This window comes from Bradyrhizobium sp. HKCCYLS2038, from assembly GCF_051167655.1.
In the GTDB taxonomy this organism is placed as follows: Bacteria; Pseudomonadota; Alphaproteobacteria; order Rhizobiales; family Xanthobacteraceae; genus Bradyrhizobium.
In genome coordinates this window covers 602,544-621,587 of the sequence record NZ_JBNPTM010000001.1, presented here as the reverse complement: position 1 = coordinate 621,587, position 19,044 = coordinate 602,544, and the positions used below count along the sequence as shown (strand labels likewise).

The following is a 19,044-nucleotide window of genomic DNA, read 5'->3' as shown; positions in this document are numbered from 1 at the left end:
GCTGCTACAGCGCGCCGACATACGACGTGAGATCGTCGAGCTCGTCCTCGGTCGGCAGCCGCGATTCCAGCTTCTTGGCGTAGACTTCCCACATGATCTTGACCGCCTCGCGCAGCGAGCCGGTGCGGCCGTCATGGAAATACGGCGCGGTGGACGAGACCGCATGCAGGCTCGGCACCTTGAACTTGCCGCCGGTGCCGATGTCGTCCTTGCTCTTCTTGTCGAAGGTCGGCAGCTGGTGGCAGGTGCCGCAGCCGCCATCGCCGACATAGAGGTCATAGCCGCGCTTGACGGCCGCGCTCGCATCGGCCCTCGGCGTGCCGTCTTCCTTGACCTGCCAGTTCGCCGGATAGTTCAGCGTGCGCACATAGGCGACCAACGCTGCGAGCGTCTCCTTCGACGGCTCCGGCCCCTTCATGCGGTTGACGATGATGCCGCGAATGCTGTCTTCCAGTGTCGCCGCCTGGCCGGCCCAGCCGAACACCGAGCGCTCCGCGACGCCCCACAAGGTCGGCGTGTTGCGGCCGTTGGGATCGCCGTCGGCAACGACGTCGAGGCCGACATAGGTCTTGTTGTTGGTATGCCCAGTCGAGAAGTGGCAGGTGGCGCAGGACGCCTTGCCGCCCGCCGACAGATTGACGTCGTTGAACAGGTCGAGCCCCTTGGCGGCGAGCTCCGCCTCGGAGAGCTGCGCGGGCGGTGTAACAGCCGCGCCGACCGTTACGGGCTGCGCCACTGCCACCGGCTGCGCCACCGTCAAAGGCTGCGTTACTGTCAAAGGCTGCGCCATCGGCGGCTCAGCCGCAACCACGGCGGGCGTGGTCTTCCGCTTGCGCGGCGCTACGGCCGCATGCCTGATCCTCACCCTGTGCGCGGAGGTCCTGATCCCGTGTGCGGAGGGCCTGTGCACGGAGCGTTTGTGCGTTACGGCGGCGACATGCACCGGCTTTGGCTTCAATGCCGCCGCGAGCCGCTGCAGCAGTGACGGCTGTTTCTCGGCCGCTTGGACATAGCGCGTTGCCGCGTGATCCGCCGCAAGTGCGGGCAGCGCGAGCAGGCTCAGGCATAGGACGACCGACTTCAGCCCCGTGAACGACATCGCCCGCCTCTTCGACATCCTATAGCTGCAAGTAGTTATCGATAGCCTTTACGTCCGAAGTGGGACTGTGCAGGGGCGATGAGTCGGCGCAGATGCGTCAGATGCCGCCGATTCTGCCACGGCCCTGCAAAAGTGACTTTCAGCAGCGGCCCGCTTGATTCGCGCGTGCATAGATCCCCTTGCACAACCTTGCCCCGACTGTGACAATCATGACGGGATTGCTGGGGGGTGATGCCCATGGCTGCGAGACCTTGTCGAGCCTTGTTGATGGCCGCGATGATACTGATCATCGGGACGCCATCATCCGGCGCCCAATCATCAAAGACGCCGCCAGCGCCGATCGCCGAGTTCGGCGCGCTGCCCGACGCCATGATCTTCTACGTCGCGCATGGTCCGCCGGAGTCCTGCGGTCCCGGCTGCGCCGACTGGATCGCCGCCGAAGGTGCGATCAAGTTCGATACGTTCAAGCGCCTGATCGCCATTCTCGACCGCCAGTCCGGCCGCAAGCTGCCGGTCGTGATCCATACCAGCGGTGAAGCCAGCCTCAGTGTTGCCGTGAGCATGGGCCGCATCCTGCGCGACCGCGGCCTGGATGCCAGCGCCGGACGCACGCTGGTCGATGCCTGCCGCGGCAAGCCGGTGGCCGACTGCGCGGCCCTGAAGCGCAGCGGCGGCCCGCTCGACGCCAGGCTCGATGCCACGCGGATGCCGTGCGACAATGCCTGCGTGCTGATGCTGGCCGGCGGCGTGCACCGCAGCCTGCCGCCGGATGCGTCGGTCGAATTGGTCGGCATGGAGATCCACAACCGGCTCGCGCCGAACGTCTCCGACGAACATCGCGCCGGCCTGACCACGTACTACGGCGGCCAGGCCCGGCTCTATCTGCGCGAAATGGGCATCGACCCCGCCATCCTCGACATCGTCGACCGCAACTGGGCCGACCGCAAACGCCCCACCGAGGTGCCGCCTTCGGCGTGGCTGAAGTTCGGGCTGGTGAACTCGGGGGCGCTATGACAGTCGAATGATCTGTCGCCACAGCAGCCGCGTGGTCCGGTGCATCCGAAGTCCGTCGTGTTATAGTGCCGAGGTGTGCCTCCCTCAGATGCGGAGCGGCTCGATGTGGAAAGCGCTTTGGCGGACATGGACGATCGACAAGCCTGCCCTCCTGGGTGACTGGTTGTGGGATGTTTTTGTCGTCCAGTTCGCCGCCTTGCTGGACCGGCTGACGTGGCGGCGGGTCATCGCCTTCCTGCCGGTCATCATTCTCGGTCTGGCCTACTATCACAGCATCCCGATCCCGCCCGAATTGATGCTCGTCGGCGACATCCTGGCCTATATCGATATCTTCTCGGTCTTGTTGCTGGTCGGACTCCTCAGCCGCGTCTCGACGATCTTGTTCGTCGTCAAGCAGGCCATCGCACGACTTGGGCGCGCGAAGAACGACCTCATGACCACGGCGAGACGCTTGGATGCTCGCCATCGGCGCGCACGCGGCGCGAGCATCCGGAAACGGGCAACCAAGGCATCGAACAAGGACAGCGACGGACCGGCCATCGTGACCGGCTTGGCTTGGGCGTAGCTCCGTTGCCGAAGACGAAGCAAAGCTGCATTGCCGCTCGCGCGTGGCAGCGGGTCGAAACGGGCACCAGATGACACCGCCCGTCTCAGATCCGCTCCATCAACGCGTTCTACATTTCGTCGCAGCGCAGACCGGAGCGCGCATCGAACTCTCCGAACAGACCGACATCGCCCGCGACCTCGGCGTCGACGGCATCGAGGCATATGAATTCATGATCGCGTTTCAGCGTGCCTTCGAGGTCGACATGTCCGGCTTCGCATTCGACCGACATTTCGGCCCGGAGGGCTTTTCGTTGACCGGGCTCATCCTGACCGTTCTTCGTTTGCGGCCTTCGCCGCAGCCCTTGACGGTCGGAACGCTCGTCGACGCTGCGAGGCAAAAGCGCTGGCCGTCTGGGGACATCACGTAGGGTGGGCAAAGCGACGCCGAAAGGCGGCGCGTGCCCACCGTTTCGCACCGAGCAAGCATGCGGTGGGCACGCCGCTCCCGCGCGATGCGCGGGAGCGGCTTTGCCCACCCTACGCTCTCCCATTGTCGATCATCTCTCTGGCGCGCTCTGCTGCGCGTTGCAGCCTGATGCGCTCCTTGCCCTGGCCGATCTGGCTTTGATAGTTAGCGAAGCTCTGAATCGTCACCGCCGTCAGAACTGTCGGTCCAGACCCGCGTGGTACGTCGAAGCCCACGACGGTATGGTCGTCTACGAGGATCGTATAGACCTCTTCGCACTGCTCGGGGATCTGTCTCAGCACGTGATAGATCGATCCGCCTGGGCAGATGCGGTCGAGCTGGCCCAATAGCTCCGCACGATACGCATCTTCGGGCAGCAGCCTGCGAACGTGGTATCGGTCGGTCAGACGGGCCATCGATACCCACTCCAGATGCGATGCCAAGCGCGTAAGCTGCAAAATCCAACAACGGCTTCGCCGTACGAACTGGGCGACAAGACATCTATCGCAATAGCGGCTTCGGCTGCGCAAGCGGGACAGGACCAGCATCACGCGCCACTCATGAGCGTGACGTGAGCGACCTGTCGTTCAGTATGGCGATCCACGCTCCGGATCGCCCTTCAAGGACATCGCTGAGAGGCCATCCCGGGGCTGTTTCAATCAGATGAACGAGCGCCCATGCCAGGCCAAAGCAATCATCTGGCCCCAAGAGGCCGGCCAGAGCCCTCGCATCATCATCGCTGACCGGCTGCTCGACGTTCTTCATCAAGGTCTCGTAACTCGCTATCCGTTCGACTTCCGCAGCAGCCGAATGCGGCAAAGGACCAAGCGTCAAAATCTCCTTGACGGATGCCTGCATCACGCGCGGGAACTCCCTGTTAGGTGCCGGGTGGGCAAAGCGACGCCAGAAGCGGCAAGCGCAGCCAATTCACACCGTGCAAGCGTCACCCCAGGATCTTCAATCCGTGCTTTTGCACCACGGTCAACAACTTCAGCGCCATGCCGCTCGGCCGCTTGGCACCGCTCTCCCATTTCTCGACAGTGCTTTCACTCGTATTGAGGTATCGGGCGAACACGGGCTGGCTGACCTTGTTGGCCTCGCGGATCTTCTTGATCTGAGCGGGCTTCATCTCGTCGGCGACGACCAGGTGCCGGGCATCGAAATCTCTCATGGTCGCCTTGTCGAGCGCGCCAACCTTGTCCAACATCGTGGCGGACGAATGTAGTGCCTCCGAGAGATCGGACCTGAACCTATTTTTCTTTTTCACGGCAGATCTCCACCAAGTCCCCGTCCATTAGAAGCTCAGCGAGCTGCGCGTCATCCAAAGCGGCATAGCTCTTGGCGAGCGTTCGGAAGTCATCCAACTCATCGTCCGCTATGTTCGCTCTGTCCTTCTTGGCAAAAAGGTACGCGTAGATCCAGTTGCGACCACTCTTTGCCAGGATGATGCTTCGGTACATGTTCTTGTTCAGGCGCTTTTTGAAGACGCCTCCGCCGAGGTCGTCAGCCTGCCCGATCTTGACCTCCTGGATGGCCTCACAAAGCTCGGCATCCCCAATGCGGGCCTTGCGGGCTGCTTTCGAGAACCATGCCGTTTTGAAAACACCCATCGTCCGCCAACACCAATGTAGCACCTAGTGCTACATACTTCAACACAATGCCAATACGAAAAAACCGAATTATCGAACCGTATCAACCCAATCTGCCCTGTCCAGTCCCATCGCAAAAATATTCCTCTTTCATTTTTTCCGAAATCATGCTTATCTCTCCCGCATCCCCTCCCACACGAGGGACAGTTCGCGACCGTCACGGACGTCGGGTGCGGGATGCGGTGGGCGTTTCGGGCTGCGGCGTGTTCAGTCATGTCGACGGACAGTCCCGAGGCGCACGGCCAAGCCGTGGGGTCCTGGCATCCCGACGCTGATGCCACGTCTGCGAAGCGCCAACGCGCGCTGCGTGGGCAACGGTGACCAGAAAGCCCGGCGCACCGGGGAGACCACGGAGCAACCGTAAAGACATCGCGCAGGGGAGGCCGGATGTCCGGCTCGTACCTGTGGTGACTGCCGCCTGCATTTTTTTCTGCAGGCGGGCCATGGGTGCAGCCAGCACCCGGCCTTCCCTGCGCCTCTCGTGATCGAGGGGCGACAAAAGAGCAAAGCTCGGACGCGAATGGGCGTCGCGAGAACGCGGGCAGCTGTCCGCAAGTGCACATTCCAAATGGGCAGCGAGATGTCTCCTCAGGCGTCATTGCGAGCGAAGCGAAGCAATCCAGACTGTCTCCGCGGCGGCAGCCTGGATTGCTTCGTCGCGGAGCCTGTCATCGGGCCGCGCTTTGCGCGGACCCGTTGGCTCCTCGCAATGACGGCGGTGCCTGGTGAGGACGGCGGAGAGGATGGCGGCAGGATCGAATGCGGCGGCCCGGGATTGTTCCCAGACCGCCCCGGTCAACCCGCCCTGCGCCCTCCCCCGACCAACTGCGATACCCCTCCCCCCTTCCGTGGCCCTCGCTTTGGCGCTAAATGCACTGCACAAGCTGCCCCGGAGGCGGCTATTTCAGCCTGCCCGGATCCCGCGCAACGTCGCCCTTTTTTCGAGAGAAACGTCTCATCATGACCCGTATCGACGCCCATGGACTGAAGATCGCCCCCGTCCTGTTCGACTTCATCGCCAAGGAGGCCGCGCCGAAGACCGGGATCGATCCGGACGCGTTCTGGGCCGGCGTCGCCGCGATCCTGCATGACCTTGCGCCGAAGAACCGCGCGCTGCTTGCGGTCCGCGACACGCTGCAGGACAAGATCGACGCCTGGCACCTCGCCAACAAGGGCAAGGCCTTCGACCTCGGCGCCTATACGGCGTTCCTGAAGGAGATCGGCTACCTGCTGCCCGAGCCGGCGACCCACAAGGTCGAGACCGCCAATGTCGACGAGGAGATCGGCAAGATCTGCGGCCCGCAGCTGGTGGTGCCGCTGACCAATGCCCGCTACGCGCTGAACGCCGCCAATGCGCGCTGGGGCTCGCTGTACGACGCTTTTTACGGCACCGACGCCATCCCGCATGATCCGAGCGAGGGCGGCCGTGGCTACAACAAGGCCCGGGGCGACAAGGTGATTGCCAAGGCCAAGGCCTTCCTCGATGCCGCCGCGCCGCTCGCCACCGGCAGCCACACCGACGTCACCGCCTACAGCGTCATCGCGGGCCAGCTCTCCGCCAAGCTGAAGAGCGGCAACGCCACCGCGCTGAAGAACGCCGACCAGTTCGCAGGCTATCAGGGCTCGGCCGACGCCCCCTCCGTCATCCTGCTCGCCAACAACGGCCTGCACATCGAGGTCGTGGTCGACCGCAGCCACGTCATCGGCAAGGACGATCCGGCCGGCGTGTCCGACATGATCCTCGAAGCCGCGGTGTCGACCATTCTCGACATGGAGGACTCGGTCGCCGCCGTCGACGCCGAGGACAAGGTGCTGGTCTACCGCAACACGCTCGGCCTGATGAACGGCACGCTGTCGGCGGATTTCGAGAAGGGCGGCAAGACGCTGACCCGCGCCCTCAACACTGACCGCAGCTACACCACGCCGTCCGGCGGCACCCTGACCCTGCACGGCCGCAGCCTGCTGCTGATCCGCAATTGCGGGCATCACATGTTCACCGACGCCGTGCTCGGCGCCGATGGCGAGGAGGTGCCGGAAGGCATTCTCGACGCTGTCGTGACCGGCCTGCTCGCGATCCACGACCTCAAGGGCGGCTCCAAGACCAAGAACAGCCGCACCGGCTCGATCTACATCGTCAAGCCGAAGATGCACGGCCCGGACGAGGTCGCGCTGACGGTCGAACTGTTCGCGCGCGTCGAGAAGCTGCTCGGCCTGCCGGAGAACAGCATGAAGGTCGGCATCATGGACGAGGAGCGCCGCACCACGGTCAACCTCAAGGCCTGCATCCAGGCCGCCTCCAAGCGCATCGTCTTCATCAACACCGGCTTCCTCGACCGCACCGGCGACGAGATCCACACCTCGATGGAAGCGGGTCCGATGATCCGCAAGAACGAGATGAAGGCGCAGGCCTGGATCAAGGCCTATGAGGACTGGAACGTCGACAACGGCCTGACCTGCGGCCTGCCCGGCCACGCCCAGATCGGCAAGGGCATGTGGGCGGCGCCGGACAAGATGGCGGACATGCTGGCGCAGAAGATCGGCCATCCCTCCGCCGGCGCCACCACGGCCTGGGTGCCGTCGCCGACCGCGGCCACCTTGCACGCCCTGCACTATCACCAGGTCAACGTGCACGCCCGCCAGGACGAGCTCACCAAGGGCGGCCCGCGCGCCAAGCTCGGCGACATCCTCACCATCCCGGTGTCGAACTCGAACTGGGCGCCGGACGACGTCCGCCAGGAGATCGACAACAACTGCCAGGGCATTCTCGGCTACGTCGTGCGCTGGATCGACCAGGGCGTCGGCTGCTCCAAGGTGCCTGACATCCACGATGTCGGCCTGATGGAAGATCGCGCGACCTTGCGCATCTCCAGCCAGCATCTCGCCAACTGGCTGCACCACGGCGTCGTCAGCAAGGAGCAGGTGATGGACTCGCTGAAGCGCATGGCGGTGGTCGTCGACAAGCAGAATGCCGGCGATGCGCTGTATCAGCCGATGGCGCCGTCGTTCGACGGCGTCGCCTTCAAGGCAGCCTGCGACCTCGTGTTCGAAGGTCGCACCCAGCCGAATGGCTACACCGAGTACATCCTGACCGCGCGGCGGCGCGAGGCGAAAGCCCAGGCCTGACGAAGCAAAGCCCCGGCCATCCGCCGGGGCTTTTTTTGATCTGCGAGAGGTACAATGATCCGCAACTAGATCACCGCGATGTAGCGCAACAGCGAGATCACGCCGAGCACGATGACGATGACCCTGCAGATCTGCTTGGCCCGGCCATCGAGCGGCAGCAGGTTGATCAAATACAGAATGAGGATGACGACGAGGAAGGTGACGAGAGCACTGATGAGCATGGTGAGCCCCTGACCAAGGATGAGGACGCGCTGGCGTTGGGCAGCTAACCCACTAAGCCGCTGCTGGTTCCCTGCTCGGAACTGAGCTGTTTAGGCCGTCTTCTACGTGGTTTCACGGAGGCGGTCCTAATCCAAGTTTTACCGATTTGCCGTCGGATGTTTAGAATCGGAGATCACCATGCTGAATCGCCTGACCATTTCTTCACTGCTGATGACGGTGATCGTCACGGCCGCATTGGCGGTTGTCGCACTGTTTTCGCTCAATGCGCTGAGCTCCTGGAACAGCCTGCAGTCGGCCAAGCGTCTGGCCCAGGTCGCCGACGTTTCCGGCGTGATGTTCAAGGGCATGAACAGCATGCGCAGCGATCGCTCGACCACGATCCGCGTGCTGAATGCCGATCAGGCGATGGATGGAGATACCGAGAAGTTCCTGCGCTCCGCGCGCGACATCTACGTCCCCGCGCTGAACCGCAGCCTGGAGCTGCTGCAAGGCATCGACTTTGCCCAGAAGCCGACCCTGGTCGCCGAGCTCGATCGGCTCAACAAGCTGATCACCGCCGAGCATGCCGAATTCTGGACCGAGATCGTGAAGCCGAAGGCGGCGCGCCGGGCCGGCCTGGCCAAGGAATATGGCGAGACGTTCGACGCGCTGCTGGCGCTGCTCGACAAGATTGCGTCCGGCGTGGCGGCGAGCGTCAATCACCAGAGCGCCACCATTGATCAGTTGCTCGTCATCAAGCAGATGGCCTGGCTGATGCGCAACACCGCCGGCGAGGCCTCGCTCATCATCAGCAACGGGTTGACGTCCGGCAAGGTGTCGCCGGAAGCGGTGCTGGCCTACAACAGGCTGGTCGGCGGTGTCGAGACGGCCTGGAAGGCCGTCCAGCTGGCAACCTCCGGCATGGACCTGCCGCCCGCATTGACCACGGCCATGGGCGGCACGGAGAAGGCCTATTTCACGCCGGAATACGCCGGCTTGCGCGAACGACTCCTGGCCGCGCTACAGAAGAGCGAGAAGCCCGAGCTGACGCCATATCAGTGGAGCCCGTTCTCGGTGAGCAAGATGACCAGCGCGGTCGCGCTGGCCGAAGCGGCGCTCGACGCGGCGAAGGAGCATTCGGCCGCGCAGCAGACCGCTGCGACGGAAGCGCTGATCCTGCAGCTGACGCTGCTGCTCGCCGCGGTCGTCCTGAGCGGCGCGGCGATGGCCGCGGTCAGCGGACGTGTCATCCGTCCGCTGCACCGGATGCGTGATGCCATGCTGGCCGTCGCCGGCGGCGATCTCAGCGTCGACAGCGGCTATGCGGAGCGTCAGGACGAGATCGGCGCGCTGGCCAATGCGCTCGAGACGTTCAAGCAGCAGGCCAAGGACAAGCTCGCCATCGAAGCGCAGGAGCGCGAGCGCAATGCCGCGACAGCGGCGCGGCAGCGCGCGATCGAGAGCTATGTCGCCGAATTCGAAGGCCTGGTGCGTCAGTCGCTGGATCAGCTCGGCCAGGCCTCGACCGACATGCAGGCGACATCGACCGGCCTGACCAACGTATCGCGCCAGACCAATGCCCGCGCTGAGATCGCCGAGAAGGCATCGAGCGACGCCTCGATGAGCGTGCAGACCGTTGCGTCCGCCGCCGAAGAGTTGAACGCCTCGATCGCCGACATCTCCAAGCAGGCGTCGCACGCGGCGGGCATTGCCAGCCGCGCCGTCGAGCAGGCTCGCATGACCGACGGCACAGTGCAGGGCCTGTCGCAATCCGCCAACCGCATCGGCGAAGTGGTGGGGCTGATCAACAGCATCGCCTCGCAGACCAATCTGCTCGCGCTCAACGCCACGATCGAGGCCGCACGCGCGGGCGAGGCCGGCAAGGGGTTTGCCGTGGTGGCCTCGGAGGTCAAATCGCTCGCGACGCAGACTGCGAAGGCGACCGACGAGATTTCCGAGCAGATTTCCGACATTCAGCGTGTCGCCAATGATGCGATCGACGCGATCCAGCGCATCGGCGGCATCATCGGCGAGGTCAACGAGGTTGCGACCGCAATCGCCGCCGCCGTGCAGCAGCAGGGCGCGGCGACGCAGGAGATTTCACGCAGCACGCAGTTCGCCGCCGACGGCACCAGGAACGTGTCGGACAACATCACCGGCGTGAAGTCCGATGCCGATGCGGCAGCAGCGGCGGCCGAGAACGTGCGCAATGCCTCGGAGACGCTGGAGAACCAGAGCAGGAGCCTCGGCCATCAGGTCACGGACTTCCTCGGCAAAATCCGCGCGGCCTGACGAGCGCGCCGGATCACTCCGACGCCATCACGGGCGCGCGCTCGTACTTTGCGCGCAGCGCTGCGGGTGCCGGCGAGAAGTTGAGCTCGGCGCGCTTGCCGCTGCCGGTGCGGTTGGCGACCTTCAGGCCCTCGTCGCTGGCGACGATGTCGCCCTTCCGCAAGGTCGGATCGTTGTCGATCGACACCTTGGCAAGACCAAAATGGTCCTTGCCGTTGCAGGTGCAGTTGTCGACGATTTCGGTCCTGTACTTGAACGCATTGGGCAGCGCCGAATAGGGCTTGCCGTTGTCGGTCTCGGCGCTGTCGATCGAGCTGCCATAGACGACCTCGGTCTTGGACGCCGGGCAGAAGCTGTTGCAAGCCCCCTCCTTGCTCTGGTCGCCAGTGGCGCCGAGCGGGAAGTAGCGGCCGTCGCAGGTTCGGACGCACCAGGCGACGTTGCTGCTGCCGCCGCGGTAGCTGACGTCGCCGCGCGGCGCCGGGCGAGGTGGCGGCGGCGCCTCGTCGGCGAAGGGCATGCGGACGTAAGGCTGCGGGGCCGGCCGGGCGTTGAAGCCGCCGAACAGCTGCGAGAAAAAGTCCTGCGCGCTGGCGGCGCTCGGCCCGGCCAGAGCGCCTGCGGCGGTGATGGTCGCCACGGCGATGGCTGCGAGGGCCCGTCGGCTGGTCATGATCTCACTCCCCGATCAGTAGACGGCCGCAACCGGCAGCGACATCGCCTGCCGCCCCGAGCGCAACGAGGTCACGCGGGGGGCGGAGGCACGCGCCTGCACGGATGCGGCCTTCGGCAGCACGACGACTTTCGTGCCGACCTGGACGCGGCTGAACAGATCGGAGACGTCCTCATTGGTGAGGCGGATGCAGCCCGAGGACACGAACTTTCCAATCGTCGTCGGATCGTTGGTGCCGTGAATGCGATATTCGCTGGAGCCGAGATACATCGCCCGCGCGCCGAGCGGATTGCCCGGGCCGCCCGCCATGAAGCGCGGCAGATAGGGCTGGCGCGCGATCATCTGCGCTGGAGGATGCCAGTCCGGCCACTCCGCCTTGCGGGTGACCGTCTGCACGCCCGCCCAGGTGAAGCCCTCGCGGCCGACGCCGACGCCGTAACGCAGCGCGCGGCCGCCGCCGAGCACGTAGTAAAGATAGGTGTTGCCGGTATCGATGATGATCGTCCCCGGCGCCTCGCGCGTGTCGAGCGTCACGATCGTGCGGCGCAGCCGATCGGGCAGCAGACTGTCTTCGTCCGGCTCCGAGGCTGGGGCCATCGTGTCGCCCGGCGGAAACGCCTGCTGCTCGATCGGTGCATAGCCGAGGCTCTGCGCCTGCGACACGGACACGCCGGCAAGGAGGAGCGCAGCCGCGCCCGCGATCAATGTTGCACCTCGCCACGAAGACGAGCGATGGCCGGAACCGAGACGTGTCATGACTTGCCCCCTGTCGGAAGGCATCGCGGTGCGATGCGTGATTGCCTCCTCAAACGCCAAACGGCTCGCCGCAGTTCCGGCCCGGATGTGATCGCGCTGCGTCAGTCAAGCGCGACGGCTCTCACGTTCTCGCGACGGAACCCGAAGCAGGCCTGCGTTGTTGTGTGCGTGAGCGCCATGAGCGCGAGTGGCGCGAAGAAACTCCCTCGGGGGAAAATCATGGTGCGTGTCCTTCCCACCGAGCGGCTCCTGGCGAGCGGAAAAGACGGCTCCGTCGTGCAAGACAGCCCTCACGAGCTGCCTCCGGTCATCAGGCGGGCGGAGGTCGTGGCGATCGCGCTCGTCATCCTCGCGGCGATCTGCATCACGGGCGTGCTCTACGTTGCGAGGGGTTTCTTTCTTCCCATCGTGATGGCCTTCGTCGTCGGCACGATGCTGTCGCCGGCCGCCAACTTCCTGGAGCGCTATCGGGTGCCGCGCGGTGTCGGAGCCGTGCTGATCGTGATCGCGGTGGCGGCAGGCCTCGCCTTCATCATCGGCCTGATCTCGGCGCCGGTGCTCGACTGGACCAACCGCTTGCCCGAGCTGGCGACGCAGCTCAAGGCCAAGCTGCACGTGTTCGACCGGCCACTGGCCTTGTGGCACGAGATGCAGACGGCGATCGGCGGCGGGAGCGCGCAGGCTTCGTCAAGCCTGGAGCTGCCGAAGTTCGACTGGGTGCAGCCCACGCTCGAATTCCTGACGCCAACATTCACTGAGTTCCTGCTGTTCTTCGCGACGCTAGTCCTGTTCATCGCGAGCTGGCGCGATCTGCGGCGCGCGCTGATCATGAACTTTGGCGATCACGAAGCCCGCTTGCGGACGCTACGGATCCTCAATGAGCTCGAGCTGCATCTGGGCAACTACCTGCTCACCGTCACGCTCATCAATACGGGCGTGGGCATCGCGACAGGCCTTGCCTGTGCGCTCACCGGGATGCCCAATCCGGCGGGGCTCGGCGCGCTTGCCGCGACGCTGAACTTCGTCCCGATCATCGGGCCGATCGCCATGTTCGTCGTCCTTGTCGTGGTCGGCGCCATCGCGTTTCCGACGCTCAGCGGCGGCATGGTCGCGCCTTTGATCTTCGCCGTCATCACCTTCATGGAAGGCCACTTCGTCACGCCGACGATCATCGGCCGTCGGCTCGCGCTCAATGCACTGGCGGTCTTCATCGCCTTGGCGTTCTGGACTTGGCTGTGGGGACCGATGGGCGCCTTCCTCGCATCGCCCCTTCTGATCGTGGGCCTGATCGTGAAGGAGCACCTGCTGCCGGACACTTCGCCGCAACTGCCCGCGGACTAATTCGGTTTCATCGAAGGAACTTCGGCTCCGACGCCGCGTTTGTCGAGCAGACGCACATCGTCTCGTTCCGGGAGTCGCCGATGCCACCCAATGATGGTGAGACCGCCCTCAAGGATCTTGCTGACAAAGCCAACTACGAACGCCTGCAGAAGGATGTCCACGCCGTGAAAAACGATATTTCAGCTCTCACCGACCAGATCACCGACGTGCTCAACTCCTTCGCCGGTCAAGCCGGCAAGCAGGCCCGCAGCGGCTATCGTCAGGCGCGCGAGAACATGGACCAGACCTTCGACGATATGTCGGAGCGCGGCAGCGCCATGTTCGGTGCGGCACAGGACGCGGCGAACTCGCTCGAGGAGCGGCTGGAGGATGTAATCTCGCAGCGTCCGCTGGCAACGGTCGGCCTCGCGCTCGGTCTCGGTTTCCTGATCGGCGCGGCGTGGCGGCGCTGAGCTGACGCAACCGATCGCGAAGCGTTTGGGTAAATGACCATCGGCGCCGCTCTCGGCGCCGATGCCTTATCGGATCGCCATTGATGACATCTGGGGAGAAGACGATGTTTCAGCGCATGACAGCGGACATCAGGGACTCGGTTGGACACACCGTTCGACTTACCTCCCTGGCACTTGCCGCCGCCGTCGGATTGTTCGTCACCATCTGCTTTCTCTGCGCAGCAGCCTTCGTGGCCGTGCTGCAGCGTTATGGCCTGATCGCGGCTTGCCTGACCGGCGCGGCGATCTTCTTCAGCGTGACGCTGATTGCTGCGATCAGTTACATGGTCCGCAAGCGTTCGCTGGGGAAGCCGAGAGCTCCGGAGGCCCGTCCGGCCGAGGCTGCACGTTCAGCTGCACAATCCCTCCTCGGCGATCCCATGCTGCTGGCCAGCGGCCTGCAAGTGGTCCGCATGATCGGGATGAAACGCCTGATACCCATCCTGGCCGTTGGAGGCTTGGCGTTGGGGCTGCTTGCACGCAGCCAGATGACGGAAGAAGCTGAACCCGCCGAGTGAGCATCCTCACGCGGACTCCGGCTGATCATCTCAATCTTGAAACAACGTGCGCCGCAGTCGATATCGCGCCGCTGGCACGACCATCAAGTCACGCAACGGCCGGGCTGCAATCGTTTTGCGATCTCGGTCAAAACCGACACGGATGGCTCGCAAGCGATGGGCCGCTTGGCCTCCCGGCGTTCGGTTTCAGTCGTGATGAGCTGCGATCCCTGCGGCGGCGCGCCCTGCCCGTCGCGAACACCTGTGCTGGCGATCGGCAAGCGCAGCAGGAACGAGGTATCCGCAAACGCTGCGAGCTTGATCGACACCGTGCGGGTGGGTGCCGCGTCGCCCACCGGAGCGACCCGATCTGTCTTCGTCGCGCGATTAACGCTGCTCGCGGCCGAGTTCAGAGCGACTTGGCTCGAGCTCTGGACAGAAAGGTCCGAAACGAGATCGTGGCCCGAGGCGAGCTGCATCGCACCGGCCAGCATGGCCGACGCTGCGAGCGTGCCCAAAATGACGAGTTTTCCGGTTTGCGACATGTCTCTGCTCCCTCGCCACGCGGACGACCGGCATGTCAACGTAAGTCGCGGGAACAGGGTTCGCGGACGGGCAAATCACTTAACCGTGTGTGAACGTGAGCAGGCCTGCGGAAAAAACTTTGACCAGCAGGGAACGACTTGGGTCGCCGCGCGTCGTCATGACAGCCGGTTATTCCCCCTGCCCCATTGACCGGCGACGCGGGGCACCGCCGTGGTGATGCCGGCGGTGCCCCGCATCTTTTTTGCCTCGCACCGAATGCAGTGGTTCCAGCCGGTTCCCTTCACACTGTATGGTGATCGACGCGTCGAAATCGACGCTCGCAGGATGGGTGCGACGGCGGGGTGGGTCCGTGAACCGGTTACAGGCAGTGGGCCGTGGCGCTGGCTTATCTCTGCGGCCCTTCTGAAAAGCACCGGTGACCCGGCGCTCGACAAGGAGGCGCTGGTGATGGTCGAACGCGCTCAGCCCTTCGCGCCGCCTCCCGGGGAGGTGAGCGATGACAACCTCACCATGCGAGTCCAGATCGTCTTCGCGCCAAAGCCGGTCTCGGGGACAATGCAAGACGTCGGACCTGAGGGCCGTGAACTGCGGGCAAAGCTGAACAGCATTTGCCGTGGCTGCTGATGGCCGTTTGTCACACACAGCCCGGCAATGAAAAACGACGCGCTCCGAAGAGCGCGCCGCAAACAAATTAAAGGTCGAGCGAAGTATCAGGCGGCCGGCTTGGGCATCCGGTTTCGCGAGTTGCGCTGGAAGAACAGCGCCTGGCTGGCCACCGCCGAGACCATCGCAGGCTGGAACGGCTTGGAGATCAGGAAGGCCGGCTCGGGCCGCTCGCCGGTGAGGAAGCGCTCTGGATAGGCGGTGATGAAGACGACGGGGACTTCGAACGTCCTTAGCAGCTCATTGACCGCGTCGAGACCCGAGGAGCCATCCGCGAGCTGGATGTCCGCCAGGATCAGGCCGGGCTTCTTGTTCTTGGCCAATGCGACCGCGTCCGCGTGGGTCCGCGCCACGCCGATGACGTTGTGACCGAGATTCTTGACCAGGCTCTCGAGATCCATGGCGATGAAGGTCTCATCCTCGATGATGAGCACGTCGGTCGCGATCTCAGCTGCCAGTTCGCGGCCGGCCGCATCCGCCAGCCGGCGCGTCTCGGCCACGTCGATGTCGAGAACGAAGGCCACCTCCTCCTCCGGGAAACCTTCCAGGGACAGCAGCAAGAACGCCTGCCGAGGTAATGGAGTGATGTTGGAGAGGCGCCGCTCCGGCGGCATTGGCAGCGTAGCGACCTCCGCATCGTCGTTCAGGGCGACCGAGTTCCAGATCTGTGTGAACAGCCGAAACAGCGCGGCACGCGCTCCGTAACGTTCGTCCAACAGCGCCGGATCCTGGATCAGAGCCTCCAGCATCGCGCCGACATAAGCGTCTCCGGAGCCCTGGCTACCGGTGAGGGCACGGGCATACCGGCGCAATAGCGGCAAATGTTCAGCAACTAGCTGTGATCGGCTCATCCCCACTCCATTCGCTCATCTGGGCTTCCCGCCCGGGTTCCATGATGGGCTGTCTACGCACGAAACAAAGAAAAGTTCCCAAAGCGCGTGGAACTTTTATCGGTCGATTGCATTAGTTCCCGACAGACCCCCTCGGTGGCGAGGATAATTCTTGAAGCTTCAGGGACTTAACTCTCGGGGAAACGTGGAAAAGGTCATGAAAGATGTAAAGTCTCAAGCCAGCAAGAATGCGGCACCGCGCAAGCCCGGCGGATTGAACGCGGAAATCCAATCCCGAATTGGTCATCAACTTCGCGCGATGTACGACGATGTCGTTCGTCAGGGGGTGCCTGATCGGTTCACGGATTTGATCCGTAAGCTTGATGTTCCGGCAGCACAGTCCCACGTGGAGAACGGCGGGGGATCCAACGACCAGAACGACGGGAGGGAGTGAATGCCTCTCACTGATTCCTTGCGGGACGATATCCTTGCGGCCGTCCCAAGCCTCCGCGCATTTGCGATTTCGTTAAGTGGCAACAGCGATCGCGCCGATGATCTGGTGCAGGAGACGTTGCTTCGGGCGTTGGCCAATATCGATTCATTTCAACCGGGCTCCAACCTGCCCGCGTGGTTGTTTACGATTTTGCGCAATCTGTTCCGCTCCGACTATCGCAAACGCCGGCGCGAGGTGGAAGATGCCGAAGGCAACTACGCCAAGACGCTGAAGACGCATCCGTCGCAGGGCGCTCATCTGGAATTCGAGGAATTCCGGGCCGCGCTCGAAAAGCTGCCGCAGGATCAGCGCGAAGCGCTCATTCTGGTGGGAGCTTCGGGGTTCTCCTATGAGGACGCTGCGGCGATCTGCGGCTGCGCGGTGGGCACCATCAAGAGCCGCGTCAACCGCGCGCGCTCGAAGCTGGCGGCGCTGCTCTACGTCGAAGGCGCCGAGGATTTCGGCCCGGATGAAACCGTCCGCGCCGTGATCGGTGGCAGCGGCGGCTGACCTGCAGCGTAGCGGCTGGCGAATACAAGCGGCGGCTCTCGAACGAGGGCCGCCGTTTGCTTGTTGTCGGCCGCGGCGCTTCAGCGAGACGGATGCACAGGAGCCGAGAACTGCTCCGTGCGATCACGCTCGGTGATGTCGACGACCGTGTCCATAGGAGCGGTCAGCTCGTAGACATAGCTCGCTTCGGTGAAGAAGCGCTTGGACGTGCCCCCGAGCGCCTCCGGCGCGACGCGATCCAGCAGGATCAGGCCGAAATCGCTGTCGGGCCTCCGGGTGGCTTCGCTGGTGTTGAACTCCTCCCAGCGGAACTGAAACACGGCGTTCGGCTCCTCGCCGGTGACGTCCCATTTTGCCGTGATGTGCGGATGCTTTCCCACCAGCGACAGGCCCTCGTCGGAGTGCGAGGCGAGCTCGAAGAACAGCAACGACAGGCTTTGCGCCGCCCGCGCGCTGACCGTGATGTCCGGGCCGCTGACGGCGATCCGTTCGGCGTGAGGAATGGCACGGGCTTCGAACAAGCCGCGTAATTGAACGCCCTGCCATTGGCTCTCGCTCAGCAACGTGACCACGTTCGACATCGCGTGAATCCGACCGATCAGAAGCTCACGCGCCACGTCGATGTCGCTGCCATGCCGCAGCGTCCGGGTGACGATCGACTGGATCACGGCCAGGATGTTCTTGACCCGGTGATTCAACTCGTCGATCACGGCCGTCAGGCGACGCTCGAAGCCGATCCGCACCTGGATTTCGCGGCTCAGCCGTAGATTGTTGTAGACGACGTAGCCGAACAGCCCGCAGATGATCCCGGTCAATGCAAGTCCGATCACGCCGACGATCGCTGCGGTCTGCTGCGCCCGCCGCACCGTGTTGCTCTTGGCATAATACACCAGCGACCAATCGTGATTGCCAAAGGCGACGGTGCGGGTCGAAGACGGTGCAGGATCGTCCGGCCCACGCGTGCGCTCCGACACGGCGCCCTGATCGTTGGCGACCAGTTCGTCGGACGCGTTGCGTGGATCCTTCAGCGCGACGGAGAACAGGGAGAGATCGTCGTTGGTGAGCAGCAGCGGTCCGATCTCGTAGGAAAACGTGACGAAGCCGGCCGGTGCCGTCGCTCCCTGCGGCACCACGGGAGCAGCGAGGACGATTCCGATCGGTCCGTCGGCACGCAACAGAGGCGTCGGATCCGAAGCCACCGGCTTCCCCTCCGCCATGGCCCGCGCCAGCATGGGGCCGATGATCGGCTGGCTATCCAGCGCCACGCCGGGCAGCCGGGAGGTCTCCGCGTTGCGCGGCTCGAGATCCATCAGGACGTCGATCGGGCGCGCGACGGTACCAGGATCCAGCGGAGTGTCGTTGTAGTTTCGGATGACGGGGTTGGGAAAGCCCGCCTGGCGCAGCTCGGCTTGCGCGGTCGGGAGTTCTTCCGGCCTCAGCCGTGCGATCCAGGATGCGATTACGAAATCGGCCTTGAAGGCATAGATCGACGAGCGCAGCGGTTCCAGCATGTTGGCTTTGATGACGGACGGCGCCCTGAACAATCCGGAAGCCACCCGGGCCAGAAGCTCGCGCTCCGTCAGCCGGTCCTGGACCAGGCTGGCGTGAACGTCGATGGCGCGCGCCAGCGCAATCCGATCGATAGCCAATTCCTGTTCGTGAACGCGATAGGCGGCCAAGCCGGATAGCGCCGTTCCAATCAGCGCAATCACACCGATGATGACACCCAGCCGGAGCACTCGTTTACTCTGAGATCAAGGGTTGGCGAAAGGCAGCACGAGACATCCAATAACCGGGCCTGTTACTCAATCAATGAGCACCTCGATGCGAGCAAAATCAATCGGACGAGACGTC

General features: G+C 64.1%; 22 protein-coding genes. 11 read left to right on the top strand and 11 right to left on the bottom strand.

Annotation, left to right across the window (positions count from 1 at the left end; genetic code table 11):
- Nucleotides 1–4: 4 nt before the first annotated feature.
- The gene (locus ACQR1I_RS02795) at nucleotides 5–1,099 is read right to left on the bottom strand and encodes a cytochrome c peroxidase (RefSeq protein WP_434888699.1); all 1,095 of its coding nucleotides are present in this window, start codon (nucleotides 1,097–1,099) and stop codon (nucleotides 5–7) included.
- 276 nt (nucleotides 1,100–1,375) lie between these two features.
- Here ACQR1I_RS02795 and ACQR1I_RS02790 point away from each other — a divergent pair, with 276 nt between their 5' ends.
- The 3 genes from ACQR1I_RS02790 (at nucleotide 1,376) to ACQR1I_RS02780 (ending at nucleotide 3,087) form a co-directional block, all read left to right on the top strand.
- Nucleotides 1,376–2,113: a hypothetical protein gene (locus ACQR1I_RS02790; protein ID WP_434865904.1), complete on the top strand. Its 738-nt coding sequence runs from the start codon at nucleotides 1,376–1,378 to the stop codon at nucleotides 2,111–2,113.
- Nucleotides 2,114–2,216: 103 nt separating this feature from the next.
- Nucleotides 2,217–2,678 carry a hypothetical protein gene (locus tag ACQR1I_RS02785; protein ID WP_434865645.1) on the top strand — a complete coding sequence of 154 codons (462 nt, stop codon included), beginning with the start codon at nucleotides 2,217–2,219 and terminating at the stop codon, nucleotides 2,676–2,678.
- 70 nt (nucleotides 2,679–2,748) lie between these two features.
- A complete protein-coding gene (locus ACQR1I_RS02780; protein ID WP_434865644.1) occupies nucleotides 2,749–3,087 on the top strand; it encodes a DUF1493 family protein in 339 nt (112 codons plus the stop codon).
- A gap of 109 nt (nucleotides 3,088–3,196) precedes the next feature.
- Here ACQR1I_RS02780 and ACQR1I_RS02775 read toward each other — a convergent pair whose 3' ends face one another.
- From ACQR1I_RS02775 to ACQR1I_RS02760, 4 genes are all read right to left on the bottom strand, one after another.
- On the bottom strand, nucleotides 3,197–3,541 hold the full coding sequence (locus ACQR1I_RS02775; protein WP_434865643.1) for a hypothetical protein: 345 nt from the start codon (nucleotides 3,539–3,541) through the stop codon (nucleotides 3,197–3,199).
- Between the two features lie 142 nt (nucleotides 3,542–3,683).
- Nucleotides 3,684–3,986: a hypothetical protein gene (locus ACQR1I_RS02770; RefSeq protein WP_434865642.1), complete on the bottom strand. Its 303-nt coding sequence runs from the start codon at nucleotides 3,984–3,986 to the stop codon at nucleotides 3,684–3,686.
- Nucleotides 3,987–4,068: 82 nt separating this feature from the next.
- Entirely contained in the window at nucleotides 4,069–4,392 is a 324-nt protein-coding gene (locus tag ACQR1I_RS02765) for a helix-turn-helix domain-containing protein (RefSeq protein ID WP_434865641.1), read from the bottom strand.
- On the bottom strand, nucleotides 4,376–4,735 hold the full coding sequence (locus ACQR1I_RS02760; protein WP_434865640.1) for a type II toxin-antitoxin system RelE/ParE family toxin: 360 nt from the start codon (nucleotides 4,733–4,735) through the stop codon (nucleotides 4,376–4,378). The genes ACQR1I_RS02765 and ACQR1I_RS02760 overlap by 17 nt, the downstream gene beginning before the upstream one ends.
- A 999-nt stretch (nucleotides 4,736–5,734) precedes the next feature.
- Here ACQR1I_RS02760 and ACQR1I_RS02755 point away from each other — a divergent pair.
- A complete protein-coding gene (locus ACQR1I_RS02755; protein ID WP_434865639.1) occupies nucleotides 5,735–7,897 on the top strand; it encodes a malate synthase G in 2,163 nt (720 codons plus the stop codon).
- 65 nt (nucleotides 7,898–7,962) lie between these two features.
- Here ACQR1I_RS02755 and ACQR1I_RS02750 read toward each other — a convergent pair whose 3' ends face one another.
- A complete protein-coding gene (locus tag ACQR1I_RS02750; protein ID WP_172110058.1) occupies nucleotides 7,963–8,118 on the bottom strand; it encodes a Thivi_2564 family membrane protein in 156 nt (51 codons plus the stop codon).
- A 178-nt stretch (nucleotides 8,119–8,296) separates the two neighbouring features.
- Between ACQR1I_RS02750 and ACQR1I_RS02745 the strand changes: the two genes are divergently transcribed.
- Nucleotides 8,297–10,390, top strand: coding sequence for a methyl-accepting chemotaxis protein (locus ACQR1I_RS02745; protein ID WP_434865638.1), 2,094 nt, complete (start codon nucleotides 8,297–8,299; stop codon nucleotides 10,388–10,390).
- A 13-nt stretch (nucleotides 10,391–10,403) separates the two neighbouring features.
- Here the strand turns inward: ACQR1I_RS02745 and ACQR1I_RS02740 are convergent, their stop codons facing one another.
- Nucleotides 10,404–11,063, bottom strand: coding sequence for a DUF2865 domain-containing protein (locus tag ACQR1I_RS02740; RefSeq protein ID WP_434865637.1), 660 nt, complete (start codon nucleotides 11,061–11,063; stop codon nucleotides 10,404–10,406).
- 15 nt (nucleotides 11,064–11,078) lie between these two features.
- Nucleotides 11,079–11,819 (bottom strand): L,D-transpeptidase, encoded by a 741-nt coding sequence (locus tag ACQR1I_RS02735; RefSeq protein WP_434865636.1) that lies wholly within the window; start codon nucleotides 11,817–11,819, stop codon nucleotides 11,079–11,081.
- A gap of 222 nt (nucleotides 11,820–12,041) precedes the next feature.
- Between ACQR1I_RS02735 and ACQR1I_RS02730 the strand changes: the two genes are divergently transcribed.
- The 3 genes from ACQR1I_RS02730 (at nucleotide 12,042) to ACQR1I_RS02720 (ending at nucleotide 14,169) form a co-directional block, all read left to right on the top strand.
- Complete coding sequence (locus tag ACQR1I_RS02730) at nucleotides 12,042–13,160, top strand: AI-2E family transporter (protein ID WP_434865903.1); 1,119 nt, start codon at nucleotides 12,042–12,044, stop codon at nucleotides 13,158–13,160.
- Between the two features lie 80 nt (nucleotides 13,161–13,240).
- Complete coding sequence (locus tag ACQR1I_RS02725; protein WP_434865635.1) at nucleotides 13,241–13,612, top strand: DUF883 family protein; 372 nt, start codon at nucleotides 13,241–13,243, stop codon at nucleotides 13,610–13,612.
- A gap of 104 nt (nucleotides 13,613–13,716) precedes the next feature.
- Nucleotides 13,717–14,169 (top strand): hypothetical protein, encoded by a 453-nt coding sequence (locus ACQR1I_RS02720; RefSeq protein WP_434865634.1) that lies wholly within the window; start codon nucleotides 13,717–13,719, stop codon nucleotides 14,167–14,169.
- Nucleotides 14,170–14,252: 83 nt separating this feature from the next.
- Here the strand turns inward: ACQR1I_RS02720 and ACQR1I_RS02715 are convergent, their stop codons facing one another.
- Nucleotides 14,253–14,693: a hypothetical protein gene (locus tag ACQR1I_RS02715; protein ID WP_434865633.1), complete on the bottom strand. Its 441-nt coding sequence runs from the start codon at nucleotides 14,691–14,693 to the stop codon at nucleotides 14,253–14,255.
- 217 nt (nucleotides 14,694–14,910) lie between these two features.
- Between ACQR1I_RS02715 and ACQR1I_RS02710 the strand changes: the two genes are divergently transcribed.
- On the top strand, nucleotides 14,911–15,318 hold the full coding sequence (locus ACQR1I_RS02710; protein ID WP_434865902.1) for an energy transducer TonB family protein: 408 nt from the start codon (nucleotides 14,911–14,913) through the stop codon (nucleotides 15,316–15,318).
- Nucleotides 15,319–15,404: 86 nt separating this feature from the next.
- Here ACQR1I_RS02710 and ACQR1I_RS02705 read toward each other — a convergent pair whose 3' ends face one another.
- Nucleotides 15,405–16,208, bottom strand: a complete 804-nt coding sequence (locus tag ACQR1I_RS02705; protein WP_434865632.1) for a response regulator — start codon at nucleotides 16,206–16,208, stop codon at nucleotides 15,405–15,407.
- Nucleotides 16,209–16,404: 196 nt separating this feature from the next.
- Between ACQR1I_RS02705 and ACQR1I_RS02700 the strand changes: the two genes are divergently transcribed.
- Both ACQR1I_RS02700 and ACQR1I_RS02695 read left to right on the top strand, forming a co-directional pair.
- The gene (locus ACQR1I_RS02700) at nucleotides 16,405–16,641 is read left to right on the top strand and encodes a NepR family anti-sigma factor (protein WP_434865631.1); all 237 of its coding nucleotides are present in this window, start codon (nucleotides 16,405–16,407) and stop codon (nucleotides 16,639–16,641) included.
- Complete coding sequence (locus ACQR1I_RS02695) at nucleotides 16,642–17,190, top strand: sigma-70 family RNA polymerase sigma factor (RefSeq protein WP_006612137.1); 549 nt, start codon at nucleotides 16,642–16,644, stop codon at nucleotides 17,188–17,190. It begins immediately after the preceding gene.
- An 80-nt stretch (nucleotides 17,191–17,270) separates the two neighbouring features.
- Here ACQR1I_RS02695 and ACQR1I_RS02690 read toward each other — a convergent pair whose 3' ends face one another.
- Nucleotides 17,271–18,929 carry a CHASE domain-containing protein gene (locus ACQR1I_RS02690; RefSeq protein ID WP_434865630.1) on the bottom strand — a complete coding sequence of 553 codons (1,659 nt, stop codon included), beginning with the start codon at nucleotides 18,927–18,929 and terminating at the stop codon, nucleotides 17,271–17,273.
- Between the last annotated feature and the right edge of the window lie 115 nt (nucleotides 18,930–19,044).